Below are 19,404 nucleotides of genomic sequence, written 5' to 3'. Positions count from 1 at the left end.
ATGAACATGTTAAACCCTAATAAGATTGTTAGAATTTACAGAAATATCTTTAAGATATTTCTGTAAATTTACTTTTAATAACTATTTTAATATCAGTTAATTGCATAAAATTTAATTTGAGAACTCTTACTTTTGAATCAATGAAAAATAAATTTACCTTTTCACTTTTCATCTTCTTATTAAGCCCACTTATTTCATTTCCCCAAAAATCTCAATGGCTTACAGATTCATTAGGTTATTATCAAAAGAAGTATCAAGAATCATTCAAGTTGCAAGACATTGAAAAGATAAAAGACATTACATTCATTATAGAGAGCAAGGGAATAGATAGCCTTGACCCCGAATTCTTTAAGTTTTTTAATCAAGCAATTGAAAACCCAGAAACAAAACAGTTTCCTGGTGTTTTAGCGACACTTTATAAAGGAATTGGAACATTAGAGTTTTATAGAGGTGAAATCAATGTAGCTAAAGAGGCCTTTAGAAATGCAAAAACCTATTATCTAAAAGACAGCGCTTTTCGTAGCGCTGCTGGCATGGCTATGAATTTGGGAGTAATGCAAGAGCGTTCAGGACAATATGATTCTGCGATCATGAATTACTATGAAACTATCCCGATTTTTGAATCACTGGCTGATGCCAAGTCACTTAGTAATGTTTACGAAAACATAGGATTAGTTTACTATCAGCAGTCGCAATTTGATACGACCATATTTTATTACAATAAAACTGATTCTTTACTAAGAAGTTATCTAGATTCCATGGATTTACGTTGGGTGGGTTTTTACATGAATAAAAATTCGGTGCTCAGCAAAATAAATAGACAAGATGAAGGCTTAGAATTGCTTTTAAAGGCATTTCGAATTGCAGAAAGTAATAAAAACGACTATTATATCAGTAGATTGAGTTCAAACATGTCAGATATTTATGAACTGAAAGGAGAGACTGATAAGCAATATCAAGCTTTATTGAGAAGTAAAAACTTCTTTCAAGATAGAGCTAATCAATATGAAATTGCGATGCTTGATTATAAATTCGGTAAGTATCATTATCATAATACAAGTATGGACTCAGCTGAATACTTTTCTCAAAAAGCGCTTCAATATTTTAAATCAAAGGACTTAGGGGAGGAGACAGGAATGGTTCTAAATCAAATGGGGAACATCGCTTTTACTCAAGAAGATTACAAAAAGGCAGTCGATTATTACGAACAAACCGCAAAGTATATCAAAAATGAAAATACGGAATCTTATGCAGGTTTTCTATTCAATATTGGATATGCATTAAACAAAGAAAAAGCCTACTCAAAAGCTTTAGAGTATATCAATAAATCACTAGAAATAAGAAAAAATCTAAAGAATCTCACAGACTTAAGGGATGCTTATCAAGGACTTGCTGAAACTTACCAAGGTATGGGGGATTTTAAGCGAGCCTACGACAATCTCGCCCTTTTTCATAATTACAGCGACTCCGTTTTCAATGAAGTGAAAAATCAACAGTTAGCAGAATTAGAGACTAAATACGAGACAGAGAAGAAAGATCAAGCAATAGCTGTCCTCGAAAATGAAAGGGAACTACAAGAATTAAGAGGGCAAAAACAGCAAGCCCAAATTTACCTGAGTATTGCAGGGCTAATAATATTCTTAGCAATGGCAGGATTGTTTTTCGTCCAAGCTAAAACAAGGAAGAATCTCAATAAAACGCTTTCAGCTAAAAATAAAGAAATAGCCAAACAAAATGATGAAAGAGAACTTTTGTTGAAAGAGATTCACCATCGAGTGAAAAATAATCTTCAAATCATTTCTAGTCTTCTAAGCATGCAGACTCGAGGTCTAGCAGATGACAAAGTCAAAGATGCCATGAAGGAAAGTCAAAGTAGAGTAAAAACAATGGCTTTAATTCATGAAAAACTCTATCAATATGAAAATTTATCTAAAATCAACATGCAGGAATACATGCTGCAACTAAGTGATTTTCTCACCCAAACATATAGATCGGAAAAACAAATTGAAGTACATATTGAGGCAGAAGAAATCAATTTAGATATGGATATGGCTGTACCTGTAGGTTTGATTACAAATGAATTACTATCCAACTCTCTAAAATATGCCTTCGAACATCTTGAAGTTGGTGATATTTATATCAAGTTCAGCCAGACCGAACCAGGTGCTTATAGGCTTTTGGTGGAAGATTCTGGAAAAGGTCTTGATGAAAACCTTGATATAGATAAAACCAGATCTCTTGGACTGAAACTTGTACGTACCTTGACGAGACAGATTAATGGGAAATTGAAAATCACCTCCAACCCAGGAGCTTCTTTTGAAATCCATTTCCAAGAGGAAGTATTAGCAGCCTAATTCGTTCTTAGCTTTAGAGTGAAACAAGTCTTGTAAAATTTTCCCAATAGAAAACACTTTTCTAGGCACTTCTAGAGGTTCAAAATCATCCAATAAGCTTATCTACAATAGGAATAGATAAAATTTGATTAATAGATGCTCCCAAAATGATAGCCCAAAAAACCCCACTTAAAAACATATAAGTAAAGACTACTTTTTTTTCCACTCGAAAAGCACTCATAATAATCGTTCCTCCAATAGGAGTCAAGAGCATAGGGGTAATGGCAGCGATGCCAATCGGACCAAATTTTTGCCATACTTTGACAATTCTCCTATTCTTTTTGGAAAACTTATTACGCTTCTTACTTACTTTAAACGACCAATTAGTCTTGATCCAATCTCCTAAATAGCTGATCAAGAATACAGATGTCATCATCCCCGCAACAGATACTATCGTAATTTCAAAAATAGAATAACCTGCAGCAGAACCTAAAATAGGGCCTGCTACAAATTTAAAAAGACAGGTGACATAGATAGCTAGAAATTTAAGCAAATAGTCAATCATAAAATGGAATAAAGGTAAATAGCATACAATAAAACCAATAAACCACCTTCCCAACGGGAAACATTTAACCTTAATCTTAAAATAGGGAACAAAATTACTGTAATAGCCAGCATCCAAATAAAATCTTGGCTTAAAAACTGTTCAGTTACTGCGATAGGTTGAACTAGTGCTGTAATTCCAATAATCCCCAACACATTCATAATATTACTTCCTAATATGTTTCCAATCGCTATATCTGTTTTCTTATTGATCGCAGCAATGACTGATGTTGTCAACTCAGGAAGACTCGTGCCTATTGCAATGACGGTAACTCCTATAATCCGCTCACTTACACCAAATACCCTTGAAATTTCCACCGCGCTATCTACAAACATATCAGAACCAAAATATAGTCCAGCAACCCCCAACACAATTAAACCTGCAGCTTTCCAGGTAGATTCCTTTTTTAATGATTCGGCCTCTTCTTCTGTAAGTTCAGGCTCTGTGCCTTTTAGTTTTTTGAAAATATACAAGTTTACCAATACCAATAAAATCACAAATATCAAGCCCTCTACCCTAGAAATGACATTGTTGTAGGAGAGGATAAAAAATAAGGATGAAGATATTAAAGTAAATAAATAATCTAACTTCAATACATTGATATGCAAAACTATTGGGAATAAGATAGCACTTATCCCCAGAACTAAAGAGATGTTAGCAATATTCGAACCCACTACATTCCCTACAGCTATGTCACTTGTGCCTTTCAAAGCGGCATTGACACTTACTAAGAGTTCTGGCGCAGATGTACCAAAAGCTACTACTGTCAAACCAATTAGTCCTGCACTTAATCCCAACTTAGCTGCGATTGATGATGCACCATCGACAAGTAATTTCCCCCCAAGAAGAAGTATTCCTAGACCTATAATTAATATTAAATAAACCATTTTTGAATTAAAGTTTTTCTCCGAATGCTAAATCACCTGCGTCTCCGAGACCTGGGATAATGTAAGATTTTGAGTTAAGTTTTTCATCTAAAGCACAAGTCCATATCTTGAAAGGTATTGACATTGATTCTTTGATATAATTTATACCTTCTGGTGCGGCAATTATGGAAGCTAGATGGATCATTTTTGGTGTTCCATTTTGTAATAATGCCTCAACACTTTTAATGAAAGATTTCCCGGTTGCCAACATCGGATCTATTAGGATAAGTTCTTTTCCATCCAATGCAGGAGTTGCGAGATAATCAAGATCAATATTTACTTCATGAAGACTTGAAGTTTCTTTCGCTCTATAAGCACCGATAAACCCTGAAGAAGCATGGTCAAAAAAATTGGAGAAACCTTGATAAAAAGGCAATGCAGCTCTCAATATACTGATTAAAATTGGGTGATTCTGTATTGTATTGACCTTTGTATTTTGTAAGGGAGTTCGGATTTCTGATTCTTCAAACTCTAAGGTTTTCGAAATCTCGTAGGCCATAATCTCACCAAGTCGTTCTAAATTTTTTCTAAATCTTAGCCGGTCTTGATGGATTGATACGTCTCTGATTTCTGATAGAAAGTTGTTTGCTATACTATTATTTTCACTTAAGATAAACATGACATAAGTAATTAGGTACAAAAAAAACCCGATCCGCAAAGATCGGGTTTTCATTTGATATATTATATCTTATTTAACTTCGAAGCTTGTTCTTCTAGCTAATTGTCTAGCGTCAGCAGATTGCTTATCTACACTAGTATCTTCACCATATCCTTTGTAAGATAATCTAGAAGCTTCAATACCAGCTGCTACCAATAAGTCATGAACATTTTTAGCTCTTCTTTCTGATAACTTAACATTGTAATCTTCAGGACCTAACTCATCAGCATATCCTTTGATTTCTACGTTAACTCCAGGATTTCTCTTCAAGAAGTTTGCAACATAATTTACAGAAGATGCAGAGTAACCAAGTGGTTTAGCACTGTCAAATGCAAAGTAAACGTTCACATAACCTTCATTAATTGCTTTCTTGAAGTAATCTACTTCTTTAACTTCTTCAACTGGACAACCATCGTTAGATGCTGGACCTGGAGCGAATGGACACTTGTCCAAATGATCAGGAATACCATCACCGTCAGAATCTAAAGTTCTACCATGAGAATCAACTCTAGCACCTGCTGGAGTATTTGGCTCTTTGTCAAGATAATCAGGTACACCGTCACCATCAGAATCCTTAAGCATATCTTTGATCTCACCGATCTGAGAAGCCAATTCTTCTTTAGTGGCATACTTGTCAGCAGCTACATACCAATCAGCATGTGTGTCTTTGCTGCCTAAGTAAAAGCTTAATCCTAGTGTACCAGTCCACCATACAGCATTGGCACCGTAGTAACCATTGTTTGTGGAGGAATTTGGCATTGTTCCAGGGTTGATATTGTTAGCCCCATCAAATGTTGTAGTTTGTCTACCATTGATGATAGTACTGATATCAGCATTTAATGCAACTCTTTCAGAAAGTTTCACTTGTCCAGTAAAACCAGCAATGAAATTGTAAACATTATCATTGAAGTCAGCATTGGCATTTTCTTGTGGATTCACTTGACCAATACCTGCTCCGAAGTGACCTAATAGGTTCACTCTTCTAGAGAATGTTTCCCAATTCATGATTCTGCCTAAGTTGGCAACACCCTGAAGATTCAATCTCCAGTAATTGGTAGAGAAAGATGGGCTATTTCCATTTGACTCACTAAATGAACCGAAACCATAATCTAGTTTCGTACCGAACTTGTCATTGAACATATATCGAACACCTAGGTCCGCATGTCCAATATTCAATGATGGAGACAAATAACCAGCTGACAATGGTGCCATTGGTTTGTTGAATCCTCCATTTACTTCAAGTGACCACTTGTTGTAGTCGTTCTGGGCGTTAGCTCCTAAAGCTAAGGCACCAGCCATTAATGTAGATAGTAGTAATTTTTTCATGGTAAAAAATTTTTTTTCAAAATTTTGAGTGTTTAATTGATTTGAATGCAAATTTATAAACTTTTAACTTAACACAAATGTATATTTTATTTTTAAATCTTTAAACTTTATTCCAATTCTTTTAGAATTTAGGCTATACATTCGCATAAATTCTGTCATAAATAATGCCAAAATGAAACTTTTAAAAGATTTATTAGAAATACAAAGTGTCTCAGGTAACGAATCTTCTATGCAGAAGTTTCTTTTAAACCTCATCTTACAACGCATGAATACCTGGAAGGTTTTGCCAAAAGTATATCATGGAGAAAATTTTCATGATTGTATATTACTCAAATTTGGTAATCCCCGTACTGCCGTGTTTGCGCATATTGATACAATAGGTTTTATGACTAGGTATGAAAACCAACTGATTTGTGTTGGTGGGCCTGAACTTGAAGACAATATATTATTATGTGGGGAGGATTCTCTTGGCCCTATACTTTGTAAATTAAAAAATATAGATGGTGAATTATTTCATGATTTTCCTAGAGCTATTGACCGAGGTACTTATTTGTCATTCGCCCAGAATGTTAGGATTGACGACAAATTTATTCAAGCTGCGTACCTTGATAATCGACTTGGAGTATATAATGCCTTAAAATTATGTGAAGACTTAGTAGATGGTTGGGTTGTATTTTCAACTTATGAAGAACATGGTGGAGGGAGTATGCCATATTTGCTAAAATTTATAATGGAAGATGCACCTGTCAAACAAGCGCTAGTTTCAGATATCACTTGGGTCACTGAAGGAGTAGGGCATGGGAAGGGAGTTGCAATCTCCATAAGGGATAAATATATTCCCAGAAGAAGTTTTGTAAACAAAATTATTGCCTTGGCAGAGCAAAGTGGTGTTACTTTCCAACTTGAGGTTGAGGATGCAGGTGGGAGTGATGGAAGAGAAATTCAATTTTCGCCTTATCCAATAGATTGGATTTTTATTGGTGCTCCTGAAGATCATGTGCATACACCGAATGAAAAAGTAGCGCTTTTTGATTTGGAATGTATGATCGAAATGTACAGATACTTATTGCCACACTTATAATATATACTTATCTGTTTTAATATTAGTAGTCACTTACAAAAAACTACAACCTTATATTTAGGCTACTATGGACGGATAGTTGTCGTCTTTTGACAATTATTCACAAAATCGTAAATGAAATTTTTAAATTCTAATATCATTCTTGTTAATCCTAATAATGTATTAGCAAAAATTATGAATGGATAGAAATCATTTTTTTTCTATATTTGTAACGCCCTTGATGATAAGGGCATTTTTATTTAGCTAAAATGATAAAAATAAAGGATAAAGAGTTTGTCCCTTTTATAAGTGCTGAAGAAATCGATATTCGATTGAAAGCTCTTGGTGCACAAATTTCTAAGGACTTTAAAAATGACAATCCCATTATTATAGGTGTATTGAATGGTGCATTTATGTTTTTATCTGATTTGGCTAAATATTTAGATATTCCCACTGAAATTTCTTTTATGAAAGTGGCCTCTTATGTTGGTACTGATTCCAAAGGGGAGGTGACTGATTTGATTGGGCTTGAATCAGACCTTCTGAATAGAAGAGTGATTGTTGTGGAAGATATCATTGACACAGGATTGAGTATGACTCATCTGCTCAAAACAATAAATACAAAAAACCCAAAAAGTGTATCTGTCGCGACATTGTTATACAAACCAGATGCATTAAGATACAATGTAGAGGTGGACTATATTGGTTTCGAAATAGAAAATAAATTTGTTGTTGGTTATGGCCTAGATTATGATGGTCAGGGAAGAAATATACCCTCAATTTACCAATTGAAATAAACGTCAATTAATTGATCAATTGACATCTTTAAATAAAATTAATTCCAAAAGATCTGTTATGCTTAATATAGTATTGTTTGGCCCTCCAGGAGCGGGTAAAGGAACCCAAAGCGAAAAGCTTATTGAAAAATACAACTTGACACACCTTTCTACGGGAGATTTATTTAGAAAGCATCTTGGAGAAGGTACTGATCTGGGAAAGCTAGCTCGTAAATATATGGACGAGGGTAGATTAGTGCCGGATGAAGTTGTAATCGGAATGGTAGAAGATAAAATCAAAGAAACTAAGAGTGGAAATGGCTTTATTTTCGATGGTTTTCCTAGGACAGTAGCTCAAGCAAGTGCTTTGGATAAGGTTTTGGAAGATCTAAGTCTGAAAATTTCAGGGATGATAGCACTAGATGTTCCAGAGGACATTCTGAAAGAAAGGATACGTGAAAGAGGAAAGACGTCAGGTAGAGTTGACGATCAAGACGAATCCAAAATAGAAACTCGTATTAAAGTGTATTTAGATGAGACCCTACCGGTCGCTGGGTATTATAAAGGCCAAGGTAAACTAACCAAGATCCATGGTGTAGGAACCATTGATGAAATATTTGATAACATAGCGAAAGTTGTTGATCAATATTAGTAATCAAATATTTATTACCTTTGCGGCATCAAATATTTTGGCTAAGCATATTTGCTTAGCCTTTTTTATTCCAAACAAGAAATAGAGTGGCAGATTCTAATTTTATAGATTATGTAAAATTCTGTTCCAGATCAGGAGCGGGAGGCGCAGGTTCGGTACATTTCCGTAGAGAAAAGCATGTGCCTAAAGGTGGGCCTGATGGAGGTGATGGAGGTCGTGGAGGTCACATTATATTAAGAGGAAGTTCTCAATTGTGGACATTACTTCACTTGAAGTATAAAAAGCATGTCATCGCAGAAGCTGGAAAAAATGGTGAGGGAGGGAGAAGAACAGGTAAAGATGGACAAGATATAATTTTAGAGGTTCCCCTGGGCACAGTAGCCAAAGATGCTGAAACCTTTGAACTTAGACATGAAATCACTGAAGACGGTCAAGAAGTAATCTTGACTCCTGGAGGTAGAGGTGGATTAGGTAACGATCATTTCAAAACAGCTACGAACCAAGCTCCACATTATGCCCAGCCTGGTGAAGAAGGTGTAGAAGAATGGATTATTTTGGAATTGAAATTACTGGCAGATATAGGCTTAGTAGGATTTCCAAATGCTGGAAAATCAACGCTACTTTCAAGCATATCAGCAGCAAGACCAGAAATTGGCGATTATCCGTTTACCACTTTAGTTCCTAATTTAGGAGTTATTCCTTATCGAGATGATAAATCCTTTGTGATGGCTGACATTCCGGGGATTATAGAAGGTGCTGCGGAAGGAAGGGGACTTGGGATTAGATTCTTGAGACATATCGAGAGAAACTCCATCTTGTTATTTATGATTCCTGCTGATGCAGAAAACATCAGCGAGCAGTATAGAATATTACTTGGGGAACTCGAAAAATATAACCCTGAGTTGCTTGATAAAAAGCGACTCTTGGCAATCACCAAAGCAGATATGCTTGATGATGAATTGATGAAAGAAATGGAAGCTGATGTCCCCAAAGATCTACCCTACATTTTTATATCTTCTGTAAGTAATTATAATTTAGATAAATTGAAAGACATGCTGTGGCAGGCAATCAACAACTAACCTATGTCAGATTGTCAGTTTTGTACCTATGGCAAACAAATTGATATTCTTCAAAAGTCTCAAGAAGATGACTGATAAGAAAAATAGGAGCGTCATAAAACAGTAAACGTGACAAATAAAGATATGAGCAAAGAAAATATAACTTCAGAAGCGGAAGAGTTGAACAAAGAGGAAGTTACTGCAAAAGAAGAAAATACAGATAACACAACTGAAGAAGTTGTCAATGAAGTATCTGAAGAAGAAAAGTTGAAAGCAGAAGTTCAGGAATTAAAGGATAAATACCTTAGACTTTATTCTGAGTTTGAAAATTATAGAAGAAGAACTTCTAAAGAGCGTTTAGATCTAATCAAAACAGCATCTCAAGATTTGATGACTGAAATTATTCCTGTTGTAGATGATTTTGAAAGAGCTTTCAAAGCAAGTGAAAATGAGGAAGATGCAACAAAAGTGAGAGATGGAAACCAACTTGTTTTCCAAAAATTCCAAAGAATTCTCGAAAACAAAGGGTTAAAACCGATGGAAGGATTGGTTGGGGAATCTTTCGATGCAGAAACTCAGGAAGCGATCACTCAAATTCCCGCTCCAAATGAGGAGTTGAAGGGCAAGGTAATAGATGTAGTAGAAAAAGGATATACCTTAGGTGACAAAGTTGTCAGATATGCCAAGGTTGTCATTGGAGCGTAATTGATATGGCGAAAAGAGACTATTATGAAATATTGGGAGTAGCAAAAAATGCATCCCCAGAAGAAATAAAGAAAGCATATAGAAAACTTGCTATCCAATACCATCCGGATAAAAATCCAGACAATCCTGAAGCTGAAGACAAGTTCAAAGAAGCAGCTGAGGCATATGAAGTATTGAGCAATCAAGAAAAGCGTCAGCGATATGATCAATATGGTCATCAAGGAGTAAGTGGAAACGGCGGATTTGGTGGTGGTGGTATGAATATGGATGACATATTCTCCCAATTTGGTGACATCTTCGGTGGCGGAGGTGGTGGCGGTTTCGAATCATTCTTTGGTGGTGGAGGAAGAGGTCGTCGAACCAAAAAAGGGACTAACTTAAGGGTGAAACTCAAATTGAACCTCAAGGAAGTTGCAAATGGCGTCGAAAAGAAAATCAAAGTAAAACGCCATGTCTTGGCAGATGGGGTGACCTTTACTTCTTGTAGCACTTGTCAAGGTACAGGACAAGTCAAAAAAGTAGTCAATACCATGCTCGGTCAAATGGTTTCTGCTAGCACTTGCCCTACTTGTGGTGGAAATGGACAAATTGTAGACAAAAAACCAGCTGAAGCAGATGCAAGGGGATTGATTCTCAAAGAAGAAGTTATTGCGATAAATATTCCAGGAGGTGTTGCAGACGGAATGCAACTCAGTATGTCTGGAAAAGGAAATGAAACCGCAGGTGGAGTTCCAGGAGATTTACTGATCGTCATAGAGGAGTTAGAAGATGATACCTTACAAAGAGATGGTAACAATGTGGTGTTCGATCTTTATGTAAGTTTCATAGATGCTGCACTTGGAGCGCAAGTAGAAGTGCCGACTATTGACGGAAAAGTAAAAATTAAACTTGATGCTGGCACTCAAAGTGGCAAGATGCTTAGACTGAAAGGAAAAGGCATTAAAGATATCAACGGCTACGGTAAAGGCGATCAGCTGATCCATGTAAATGTCTGGACTCCGAAGCAACTCAGTAAAGAAGAGAAACAAATACTTGAAGGACTAAAGGATTCGGATAATTTTAAACCTGATCCTGGGAATTCTGAAAAAAGTTTCTTTGATAAGATGAAAGAATTTTTCTAAAATAGAGGCTGGAAATATTTCCAGCCTTTTTTATTGCCCAATTATAACCTTTTCGGAATATCGCCGTAATTTATCCGTATGTTGAGAGGAGTGTGCTTAATCATATGTTTCGTTTTCAATAGCGAGATAGCCCTAAAAGCCCAAATAGACAAGGAATTCAAGATTGAAGAAAGAAAAGGATTCAATTTAGTACATGTTGATTTTAACGTGTATAAGGGGATTACTGAGCTCTATCGAGAACACGGTGACTCGCCTCTTCACATCACTTCCCACCTCTCAAAAGTAAATATTCTTCCAACTTTCTCACACAATATTAGAAATGGGGTTCTTTCTGCCAATCTTTTACATCGAAATGTGGAGTCAGAAACGTTAGGGAAAAGTCTTTCTTATAAATTGTTCTCAAGTGACTCTGAGGATTATGATCATAAATGGAATATAGGCTTGAGTTCAAACCACCTCTATGATTTAAATCTCTATTTCGGCATAGGCAAAGCCAACTTGGATTTTTCAAACCTCCCTATTTCTAATTGTAATATCAAATCTGCAAGTGCTGACATAAAATTGAATTACACAAAAAAAGCCCCCAATTCTGTAACCATGGACACCTTGATGGTTTCCATTAATATGGGGAATTTAGAAGTCTCAAATATCAATTATGCAAATGCTGAAAATATGATATTTGAAATCAACTATGGAACATTAGATTTATCATTTTCAGATAAATTGCTCCATGACGCAAAAGTATCAGCAGTAGTAGGCGCTGGTAAAGTAAATATTACCTTGCCCGATCAATCGCAGCCTTATAAATTGAAAATAAAATCAACTGCCATGTGTAGGACCTATCTTCCAAAATACCTGAAAGATATTGGTGACAAAACTTATGTCAGTAAAAGTTATAAAGCTGATGCACCAGATTTATTGGACCTTACCATAGATGTCTCGGTAGGGTCAGTGACAGTGAAGTAGATTTTTTAGCTTCGATTGACTACTTTCATCAAAAGTAAAAGCCTTGAACATACTAGAAATTACCAATCTCAAAAAAGTGTATGGAAACCATACGGCACTTCAGGATATCAATCTGACTATACCTCAAGGAACAATTTTTGGTCTTTTGGGACCGAACGGTGCTGGGAAGACATCACTTATTCGGATCATTAATCAAATTATTGATTGTGATAGTGGAGAAGTATTTTTCAAAGGTGAAAAGTTGCACCCAAAACATATAGCTAATATCGGTTATTTGCCAGAAGAAAGGGGGCTTTATAAAAAAATGGAAGTTTGGAATCAATTGATCTATTTTGCTAGACTCAAAGATATGCCTCTTGCAGAAGCAAAAACTAAAGTTGAATTCTGGTTGAAAAAGCTTGATATCCTTGCTTGGAAAAGGAAGAAAATCGAAGACCTTTCAAAGGGCATGGCGCAAAAAATCCAATTTATCGCAACAGTGATTCACGAGCCTGATTTATTGATTTTGGATGAACCATTTTCTGGCTTTGATCCCGTCAATGCTGAGTTGATCAAAAATGAAATTCTTGAATTAAATAAAAAAGGGATTACTGTAATACTTTCTACGCACAGAATGGAATCAGTAGAATTACTCTGTGATGACCTTGCAATGATTCATCAATCTAAGCTTGTCCTAAGTGGATCACTTCAAGAAGTTAAGAAAAAATTTAGGAAGAAAATATTCAAAGTGGTTTTGAAGCCTTTTGAGCCAAATACTCTTAAGGAGAATTGGAAAATGGTATCTAATGAAGGAGCATTTCAGCTCCATGTTCCTCTGCTCAATCAAAGTCCGAATGAACTGCTTTTAGAAATGATTTCACTAGGTGAAATTCAAGAATTTTCAGAAACCATTCCTACGATGGAAGAAATATTTATTCAACAAATCAAATTTCATTCTTATGAGTAAAGTTCTTCTTGTCGTACAACGAGAATATTTAGCTCGAGTAAAGAAAAAATCTTTTCTTCTAGCTACTATTCTTACTCCATTAATTTTCCCAACTATTATGGGTGTTTTTTTATGGATTGCTGTTGGGGAAGAAAAAGGAGAAGCTCTAAGAATAATTGAGGTTGTAGATGAAAATAACTTGTTTTTTTTAGAAAGTAGAGATCAGTATGCATTTTCCTTTTCAAATTCCTCTCCCGAAGAAGCCAAAATGCAAGTGCAATCTGGAGATCGATATGGATTTTTATATATCCCAAAAATTAATTTAGAAAAGCCCACTGGGATTGTTTATTATGGATCAAGTAATCCAAGTATGAGCTTTGTATCCTCTTTGGAGTCTGGGCTGAAAAGAAGGGTGGAAGAGCTTCGGATGCAAGAAGCAGGAATAGATCCAAAAGTTTTGGAAGCCTATCGTACTGTAGTCAATATTCAAGCAATCACTCTGGATAATTCAGGTGAAGAAAAATTAACCGATGCCACAGTAAATTATGGGATTGGCTTCTTCACAGGAATATTGATCTATATTTTCATTTTTGTATATGGAAATCAAATCATGCAAGGTGTAATAGAAGAAAAATCAAGTAGAATCATAGAGATTTTGGTGTCTTCTATCAAGCCGTTTGATTTAATGTTAGGGAAGATTATAGGAATTGGTGCAGTTGGTTTGACACAATTCTTAATCTGGATTGTTTTGATCTCAGGAATCTCAAGTGTGGTATTGGGTTATTTTGGTTTGCAAATGCCACAGCAGACGGCCATGGAAATGGCAAATCCTGAAATGATGGAATTAGTAAATGGGAATGATGATCTCTCAAGTATTTTGGCAGTCATTATGCAAATCAATTTCTCTAAAATCGCCTTGACTTTTGTTTTCTACTTTATAGGTGGGTACTTACTCTATGGGTCTTTCTTTGCTGCAATAGGTGCGGCTGTTGACTCCCCATCAGATGCACAGCAATTTGTCCTTCCCATCACAATTCCTTTATTGATTGCTTACTTTGGACTATTTGCATTCGTATTGGTGGATCCTGCTAGTAATATATCTTTTTGGCTTTCTATAGTTCCATTCACTTCTCCAATTGCCATGATGGGTAGAGCAAGTTATGGTGTTCCATTTTTTGATTTGGCTTTATCGATGTCCTTATTGATTCTTGGTTTCTTGATGACTACCTGGGTTGCTGCTAAAATTTATAAAATAGGCATCTTAATGCACGGGAGTAAAGTGACTTATAAGACACTTTGGAAATGGATAAGATTAGGTTAGTCATAAAAATAAAAAGCCCGACTTTCGTCAGGCTCTTTTGATTTTATCGATTGATAATTTTACTTGAGGTATGCTGAAAGCATCCAAACAGTTTTTTCTTTGGCAGTAATATATCCGCTCATCAAATCCACTGTGCCCTCATCGTTTTGTTCAGAGGCTGTCTCTAGTGCTTCTCTTTCAAGCTTCAGAAGTATGTTCAAATTGTCTCGAACAGTTTCTACCATTGCTTTTGAATCAGAAATTTCTTTAGCCTCTTTGATCTCAGAATGCTTGATATATTCTTCAAATGAAGACAAAGGTCTTTCTCCTAATGTTAAGATTCTTTCTGCAGTCTCGTCTATTCCAAGATTTGCGGAATTGTAGAGTTCCTCGAATTTAGCATGAAGCTCAAAAAAATTCGGACCAGATACATTCCAATGGAAGTTTCTTAAGTTTTGATAATACACTTCATAATTTGCCAAAAGACTATTTAATTTTTTGACTAAAACTTTACTGTCTTTTATTTCTAATCCTATATCGTTTGTGCTCATTTTATTATATTTTTGGTTTCTACTACTTATTCATCAAATATAACGCCATACTTAGTGGAATTTAATTTTGTCAGTATTGATAATATCTATCTCCCAAAAAGAGTTGTCTATATGGTTAAGCCCAATACAAATTGCTGATTAAAATATGAGGAATACCCTTCAGGAAATTGCCACTTTAGACTTTTATAAGAATAAAAATAAAATCAAGTGGTTGATTTTTATTTGTTCTGTAGTGATCAGTTTTGGATCCATTTATTATACCAACAACCTTGTTGAAGAACTCAAAGAACGTGAGAAAAGACAAATCGAACTTTTGGCACGCGCACTGGAATATGCATCAGTTTATACTGACAATTTGACCTTTATCAATCAGGAGATCATACAGCAAAACAACTCCATCCCTTTAATTATCATGGATGAGTTTGGAAATCCAGGTGAGTATAAAAATATTAACTTTGGAAAGAAAACCTCAGAAGAGGAAAAATTAGACATACTCAAGTCAGAATTGCTTCAAATGAAGGATGAATATGAGCCTATTCAAATGGAAAACGGCTCCTTTATTTTTTATAGAAATTCTGAGTTATTGACCTCACTTCGTTTTTATCCATATGTTCAGTTAGCCGTAATCATTGTTTTTGGGGTATTAGCTTATGCAGTATTCAATCAATCAAAAATCGCAGAACAAAACCAAGTTTGGGCTGGTCTGACCAAAGAAACAGCACATCAACTCGGGACGCCTATTGCATCATTGATGGCTTGGATTGACTATTTGAAAAACTCGCCGGTCTGGGAAGAGAACAAAGAAGTGATTCAGGAAATGGACAAAGATGTTGTCAAATTGAGAATGGTCACAGAGCGATTTAGCTCTATTGGAAGTAAACCTGTTATTCAATCCGAGAATGTCTTCGCAGTAGTCGATGATGCTATTGCTTATCTGAGACCAAGGATTTCAAGTAAAGTTGACATGACAGTCAATGGTTACGCAAAAGACGTAGAAGCAATGATCAATAAGCCATTATTCGAATGGGTAATTGAGAATATTTGTAAAAATGCAGTTGATGCGATGCGAGGTCAAGGAAAAATAGAAATCAATATCATCAAAGAAAGTGAACAGTATGTGCTTGTAGATATAAGCGATACTGGAAAAGGAATCGAAAAAAGGATGTTCAAACGTGTCTTTAACCCAGGATTTTCCACTAGAAAAAGAGGATGGGGGCTTGGGTTGACGCTAGCCAAAAGGATCATCGAAGGGTATCATCAAGGGAAAGTTTTTGTAAAACAATCCGAAGTAGGTAAAGGAACGACATTTAGAATTGTTCTCAAAGGAGTCAAAGAACAAATGGATGAAAATACAAAAGATGATTTTTTCAGTTTCTAGAAAAATAAAAAGGCTTCAAAGAAGCCCAGATAAAAGATAAAACAGCCAAAGACTGTCAAATCTTTCCATTTATTAAACCTTACAGCCTCCAATATAATGCGCTAACTTAAGATATCAAAATTTACGCAATTAAGATTGGCTCTAAGGAAAATTTACTGCAATCAATGTCTATCAATCAATTATTTTTTAATTCTTCAACCAAACTGATTAACTCGCTCCTAATCCACTAATTGACCCAATCACTGATAACTTAATAACCTAATCAACCAATATCTCAATTGATATTAATAAAACTAGCTACACCAAGCCTAACACCACCTCTTGAATAGTTTCCATTTTCGAAACCAGCTCCGATTTCAACTCTAAATATTCTAAACAAGTTATCCAATGAATATCCCACCTCCCAATAATGCGGAGAGTTGGCAGTCTTGAGGTAATTCAAGAAAACATTTTCTCTTACACCGGAAAAGCGTAGCATCGGTAGTTGAGTCAAAAGGAATTTTCTGAATTGATAATGGACAATTCCACTTACATAATTTGATTGAGCACTGTATTGATAGTAATCCATAAAGCGATAGTTTGACGCTACGCCCATATTTGCAAAAATGGTTCTATTGCCACCAAAGTGCTTGTAATCTTGAAAATAAACTCTATTGTTATTGAGGAAAGTACCTGCTCTCAAATTGAAATCAAGCTTACCACTTACTCCGAAATTAAAGAAATGCTCCAATCCAAATTCCGCCAGATCGAAATCTGCTTGATTCATTGTGCTTCCTGCTTTGATGCCTTTGGTATAAGCAAATTTTAGCAAAGGAGCGGAGGAGTAGATAGGGTTTTTTCGACCATTTCGAATGCTGTATTTGACCCCAGGTCTCCATTCCACACTGCTATTCCAAATCAATGCACGATGATTGTCGAATGCATAAGGTGATTCCTCTACATTTTCAGGGATATTACTTGTGTATTCCCTTCCAGGCCTGTTGTATATACTCCAATTGTTCGTGTTTTCTAGTGTACGTCTATTTGCATAAGTAAAGTTAGTTCTGTAGGTAAAAGCATCATTCACTCTATGAGCAAGATAGACCGTGACAAAATCCTGCTCAAAAAGCTTCATATAGTTTTGTCTAAACCAAATTGAGTACAAAGCATTGACCTGTTCGTTGATTGGGTTATCTGTATTATATTGGAAAATGTATGAGCCTCCTTTAAGTCCAAAAGTATACCCTGGTCTTCCTTTGGTTACGGATCTACGCAAATCCACTACTCCATACAGTCGCTCGCTGGAAAACCCATAGCGCACCTCTGGTTCAATGTTCCAAGAACGATTAAAATAACTGACACTGTCTGCCATTTTTGTACTTTTTTCTATTCTATAAAAAGCACCTATTCCCATTTTATAGCCTTCTACAGTATTAAATGAAATCTTGGTAAGGTTAGAATTAAATCCAGCTGACTTTCCATTTCCAAAGAAATATTTACCTCCTGTCAAGATTTCCTGAACTCTGAATTTTCTTTTTGCCTTTTGAATCGTGCTGTCATTGTCACTTTTTTTAGCAGCTTCGACAACAGCTACACTATCATCTCTTTGATACCCTTTCAATTCGGCATCGGTGAGTTTTACTGGTCGAATGCTGTCCCAATAACTCAAATCTCTCTTTTTAGCCAAGCTGTCTATTTTGTAGGTTCTTTCCGAAATGACTTCAGAATTTTCTCTTTCCTTCTCTGCTTCTTTTTCATATTCATTGATCAGTTTTCGGAAGTCTTTTCGTTTCATATTATCTGCTTGGGCAATTTGATCTAAAGCAGAAAGGTTTTTATTGAAAGTGCTGCTTCCCTCAGGTACTTCATCGATTTTTTCATCAATAATTTCTGTCTCCACAATCAAATCCGGATTCAGCTGAACTTTATAATCTCTCGTAGAAGCGAGGTATTTGTATTCCCCAGCAAAACCAAAAAATTTGCCACCAAAAGTATAAGTGTGAGTAGTCGGCATCCAGACATTTTCTGCTACTTCTGCATAAAGCTGTCTTGCATTGATATCAAATCCGAGTAATGAGGTTTTTAAATCTAAACTATGGATTGCCCATAAGTCTTCAATGATAAAAATAACGCCTTCAAATACACGCTCGCCTCGAGATCGTGGGGTAACTTTAATTTTATTGACTGTAACTCCATTTTCTATAAAGGAACCTTCAAACCTAAACCTATAATAGGCAAAAGCAGAAGGAGCCAAAGGAGATATCGCATCATTAATTTTCTCATTATAAAAACTCGTAGCCAAATAAGGAGCTGGTGAGGTTTGGTTATTGTCACCGTTTGTTCGAATACTAATTACGCGTTCTTCGATTTTATCGGGTTGTGAAAAAGTGATTTCAGAAACTGATTCTGTGGTATATGCTTCGTTGAGTTTCATGCCCTCTTTTTCCAATTGCTTTTTGATAAAAAATGGAGCATTGGTGAGTTGACCTGTACCTTTGAGATAGACCATCATGCTATATTCCTCTACTTGCAACCTATGGTACTTAGCTTTCGATATCGCTTTTCTCATAATTGTCAAAGCAGGATCTTCAGCCTTGCTATTGATAGTGACTTCTTGTAAAGCATAAGTTTGTTGCTTTAGCTCAAAATCTAGTTCAATCCATTCTTCTTTGACCTCAACAGTTCTCAATACAGCTTCATAACCTAAATACTGAACGATCACATCGTAAAACCCTGGTTTGAGCTTGTATTCGTAGGCCCCATTTTGATTGGTTGGCACTCCATCAGCAAGATTTCTAATATACACCGATGCATAAGCAAGAGGTTCGCCAAGATCGGAAAGTACTTTTCCTCTTATTCCTTGAGCCTTGAGTTCTGCTGCTCCAAAAAGGATAAAAAAGAAAAGCAATATTTTAAAAGTAGAAGTCATTATCATCAGTTTTTATGGATTGAAAAGTAAACTAAATACTTTAAACGACCTGAAATTCCGAGAAGTTTTGACAAATATTAACTAATGCCCCCTATTTTTCTCAAAACCGTTTTATTTCTCTTTTAACGTCTTTTATAATCGTTGATTTCCTAGTTAG

17 protein-coding genes are annotated in these 19,404 nt (G+C 35.7%); 11 read left to right on the top strand and 6 right to left on the bottom strand.

Going from position 1 to position 19,404, the window contains the following annotated elements:
- Positions 1–140 precede the first annotated feature (140 nt).
- Positions 141–2,354, top strand: a complete 2,214-nt coding sequence (locus BELBA_RS02375) for a histidine kinase dimerization/phosphoacceptor domain -containing protein (RefSeq protein WP_041779193.1) — start codon at positions 141–143, stop codon at positions 2,352–2,354.
- 85 nt (positions 2,355–2,439) lie between these two features.
- On the opposite strand, the gene BELBA_RS02370 is transcribed toward BELBA_RS02375, so the two are convergent.
- The 4 genes from BELBA_RS02370 to BELBA_RS02355 form a co-directional block, all read right to left on the bottom strand.
- Positions 2,440–2,898, bottom strand: a complete 459-nt coding sequence (locus BELBA_RS02370) for a hypothetical protein (protein ID WP_014771154.1) — start codon at positions 2,896–2,898, stop codon at positions 2,440–2,442.
- The gene (locus BELBA_RS02365; RefSeq protein ID WP_014771153.1) at positions 2,895–3,824 is read right to left on the bottom strand and encodes a calcium/sodium antiporter; all 930 of its coding nucleotides are present in this window, start codon (positions 3,822–3,824) and stop codon (positions 2,895–2,897) included. The genes BELBA_RS02370 and BELBA_RS02365 overlap by 4 nt, the downstream gene beginning before the upstream one ends.
- 7 nt (positions 3,825–3,831) lie before the next feature.
- A complete protein-coding gene (upp, locus tag BELBA_RS02360; RefSeq protein WP_041779192.1) occupies positions 3,832–4,482 on the bottom strand; it encodes a uracil phosphoribosyltransferase in 651 nt (216 codons plus the stop codon).
- A gap of 69 nt (positions 4,483–4,551) precedes the next feature.
- On the bottom strand, positions 4,552–5,847 hold the full coding sequence (locus BELBA_RS02355; RefSeq protein WP_041779481.1) for an OmpA family protein: 1,296 nt from the start codon (positions 5,845–5,847) through the stop codon (positions 4,552–4,554).
- Positions 5,848–6,019: 172 nt separating this feature from the next.
- Here BELBA_RS02355 and BELBA_RS02350 point away from each other — a divergent pair, with 172 nt between their 5' ends.
- From BELBA_RS02350 to BELBA_RS02310, 9 genes are all read left to right on the top strand, one after another.
- A complete protein-coding gene (locus BELBA_RS02350; protein ID WP_014771150.1) occupies positions 6,020–6,928 on the top strand; it encodes a M20/M25/M40 family metallo-hydrolase in 909 nt (302 codons plus the stop codon).
- Positions 6,929–7,176: 248 nt separating this feature from the next.
- Positions 7,177–7,704 carry a hypoxanthine phosphoribosyltransferase gene (gene hpt, locus BELBA_RS02345; RefSeq protein WP_014771149.1) on the top strand — a complete coding sequence of 176 codons (528 nt, stop codon included), beginning with the start codon at positions 7,177–7,179 and terminating at the stop codon, positions 7,702–7,704.
- A gap of 58 nt (positions 7,705–7,762) precedes the next feature.
- Complete coding sequence (locus tag BELBA_RS02340; RefSeq protein WP_014771148.1) at positions 7,763–8,335, top strand: adenylate kinase; 573 nt, start codon at positions 7,763–7,765, stop codon at positions 8,333–8,335.
- 86 nt (positions 8,336–8,421) lie between these two features.
- Positions 8,422–9,414 (top strand): GTPase ObgE, encoded by a 993-nt coding sequence (obgE, locus tag BELBA_RS02335; RefSeq protein ID WP_014771147.1) that lies wholly within the window; start codon positions 8,422–8,424, stop codon positions 9,412–9,414.
- A 123-nt stretch (positions 9,415–9,537) separates the two neighbouring features.
- On the top strand, positions 9,538–10,098 hold the full coding sequence (locus BELBA_RS02330) for a nucleotide exchange factor GrpE (RefSeq protein ID WP_014771146.1): 561 nt from the start codon (positions 9,538–9,540) through the stop codon (positions 10,096–10,098).
- A gap of 5 nt (positions 10,099–10,103) precedes the next feature.
- Positions 10,104–11,219 (top strand): molecular chaperone DnaJ, encoded by a 1,116-nt coding sequence (dnaJ, locus tag BELBA_RS02325; RefSeq protein ID WP_014771145.1) that lies wholly within the window; start codon positions 10,104–10,106, stop codon positions 11,217–11,219.
- 207 nt (positions 11,220–11,426) lie between these two features.
- Positions 11,427–12,185 carry a DUF4097 family beta strand repeat-containing protein gene (locus tag BELBA_RS02320; protein WP_245531120.1) on the top strand — a complete coding sequence of 253 codons (759 nt, stop codon included), beginning with the start codon at positions 11,427–11,429 and terminating at the stop codon, positions 12,183–12,185.
- A 43-nt stretch (positions 12,186–12,228) separates the two neighbouring features.
- A complete protein-coding gene (locus BELBA_RS02315) occupies positions 12,229–13,131 on the top strand; it encodes an ABC transporter ATP-binding protein (RefSeq protein WP_014771143.1) in 903 nt (300 codons plus the stop codon).
- The gene (locus BELBA_RS02310) at positions 13,124–14,431 is read left to right on the top strand and encodes an ABC transporter permease (protein WP_014771142.1); all 1,308 of its coding nucleotides are present in this window, start codon (positions 13,124–13,126) and stop codon (positions 14,429–14,431) included. The genes BELBA_RS02315 and BELBA_RS02310 overlap by 8 nt, the downstream gene beginning before the upstream one ends.
- Positions 14,432–14,490: 59 nt before the next feature.
- Here the strand turns inward: BELBA_RS02310 and BELBA_RS02305 are convergent, their stop codons facing one another.
- The gene (locus tag BELBA_RS02305) at positions 14,491–14,961 is read right to left on the bottom strand and encodes a Dps family protein (RefSeq protein WP_014771141.1); all 471 of its coding nucleotides are present in this window, start codon (positions 14,959–14,961) and stop codon (positions 14,491–14,493) included.
- Between the two features lie 145 nt (positions 14,962–15,106).
- Between BELBA_RS02305 and BELBA_RS02300 the strand changes: the two genes are divergently transcribed.
- Positions 15,107–16,339, top strand: coding sequence for a sensor histidine kinase (locus BELBA_RS02300; RefSeq protein WP_014771140.1), 1,233 nt, complete (start codon positions 15,107–15,109; stop codon positions 16,337–16,339).
- A 274-nt stretch (positions 16,340–16,613) separates the two neighbouring features.
- On the opposite strand, the gene BELBA_RS02295 is transcribed toward BELBA_RS02300, so the two are convergent.
- A complete protein-coding gene (locus BELBA_RS02295) occupies positions 16,614–19,247 on the bottom strand; it encodes a DUF5686 and carboxypeptidase regulatory-like domain-containing protein (RefSeq protein WP_014771139.1) in 2,634 nt (877 codons plus the stop codon).
- Positions 19,248–19,404 lie beyond the last annotated feature (157 nt).

The sequence above is a fragment of the Belliella baltica DSM 15883 genome (assembly GCF_000265405.1).
Taxonomy (GTDB): domain Bacteria; phylum Bacteroidota; class Bacteroidia; order Cytophagales; family Cyclobacteriaceae; genus Belliella; species Belliella baltica.
Note: the sequence above shows the minus strand (reverse complement) of the source record. Positions and strands in the feature narration are given on the sequence as shown.

Excerpts from the sequence above, each read along its gene's own strand:
- BELBA_RS02375 (WP_041779193.1), top strand. The coding sequence starts at position 141 with ATGAAAAATAAATTTACCTTTTCACTTTTCATCTTCTTATTAAGCCCA.
- BELBA_RS02370 (WP_014771154.1), bottom strand. The coding sequence starts at position 2,898 with ATGATTGACTATTTGCTTAAATTTCTAGCTATCTATGTCACCTGTCTT.
- BELBA_RS02365 (WP_014771153.1), bottom strand. The coding sequence starts at position 3,824 with ATGGTTTATTTAATATTAATTATAGGTCTAGGAATACTTCTTCTTGGG.
- upp (WP_041779192.1), bottom strand. The coding sequence starts at position 4,482 with ATGTTTATCTTAAGTGAAAATAATAGTATAGCAAACAACTTTCTATCA.
- BELBA_RS02355 (WP_041779481.1), bottom strand. The coding sequence starts at position 5,847 with ATGAAAAAATTACTACTATCTACATTAATGGCTGGTGCCTTAGCTTTA.
- BELBA_RS02350 (WP_014771150.1), top strand. The coding sequence starts at position 6,020 with ATGAAACTTTTAAAAGATTTATTAGAAATACAAAGTGTCTCAGGTAAC.
- hpt (WP_014771149.1), top strand. The coding sequence starts at position 7,177 with ATGATAAAAATAAAGGATAAAGAGTTTGTCCCTTTTATAAGTGCTGAA.
- BELBA_RS02340 (WP_014771148.1), top strand. The coding sequence starts at position 7,763 with ATGCTTAATATAGTATTGTTTGGCCCTCCAGGAGCGGGTAAAGGAACC.
- BELBA_RS02330 (WP_014771146.1), top strand. The coding sequence starts at position 9,538 with ATGAGCAAAGAAAATATAACTTCAGAAGCGGAAGAGTTGAACAAAGAG.
- dnaJ (WP_014771145.1), top strand. The coding sequence starts at position 10,104 with ATGGCGAAAAGAGACTATTATGAAATATTGGGAGTAGCAAAAAATGCA.
- BELBA_RS02310 (WP_014771142.1), top strand. The coding sequence starts at position 13,124 with ATGAGTAAAGTTCTTCTTGTCGTACAACGAGAATATTTAGCTCGAGTA.
- BELBA_RS02305 (WP_014771141.1), bottom strand. The coding sequence starts at position 14,961 with ATGAGCACAAACGATATAGGATTAGAAATAAAAGACAGTAAAGTTTTA.
- BELBA_RS02300 (WP_014771140.1), top strand. The coding sequence starts at position 15,107 with ATGAGGAATACCCTTCAGGAAATTGCCACTTTAGACTTTTATAAGAAT.
- BELBA_RS02295 (WP_014771139.1), bottom strand. The coding sequence starts at position 19,247 with ATGACTTCTACTTTTAAAATATTGCTTTTCTTTTTTATCCTTTTTGGA.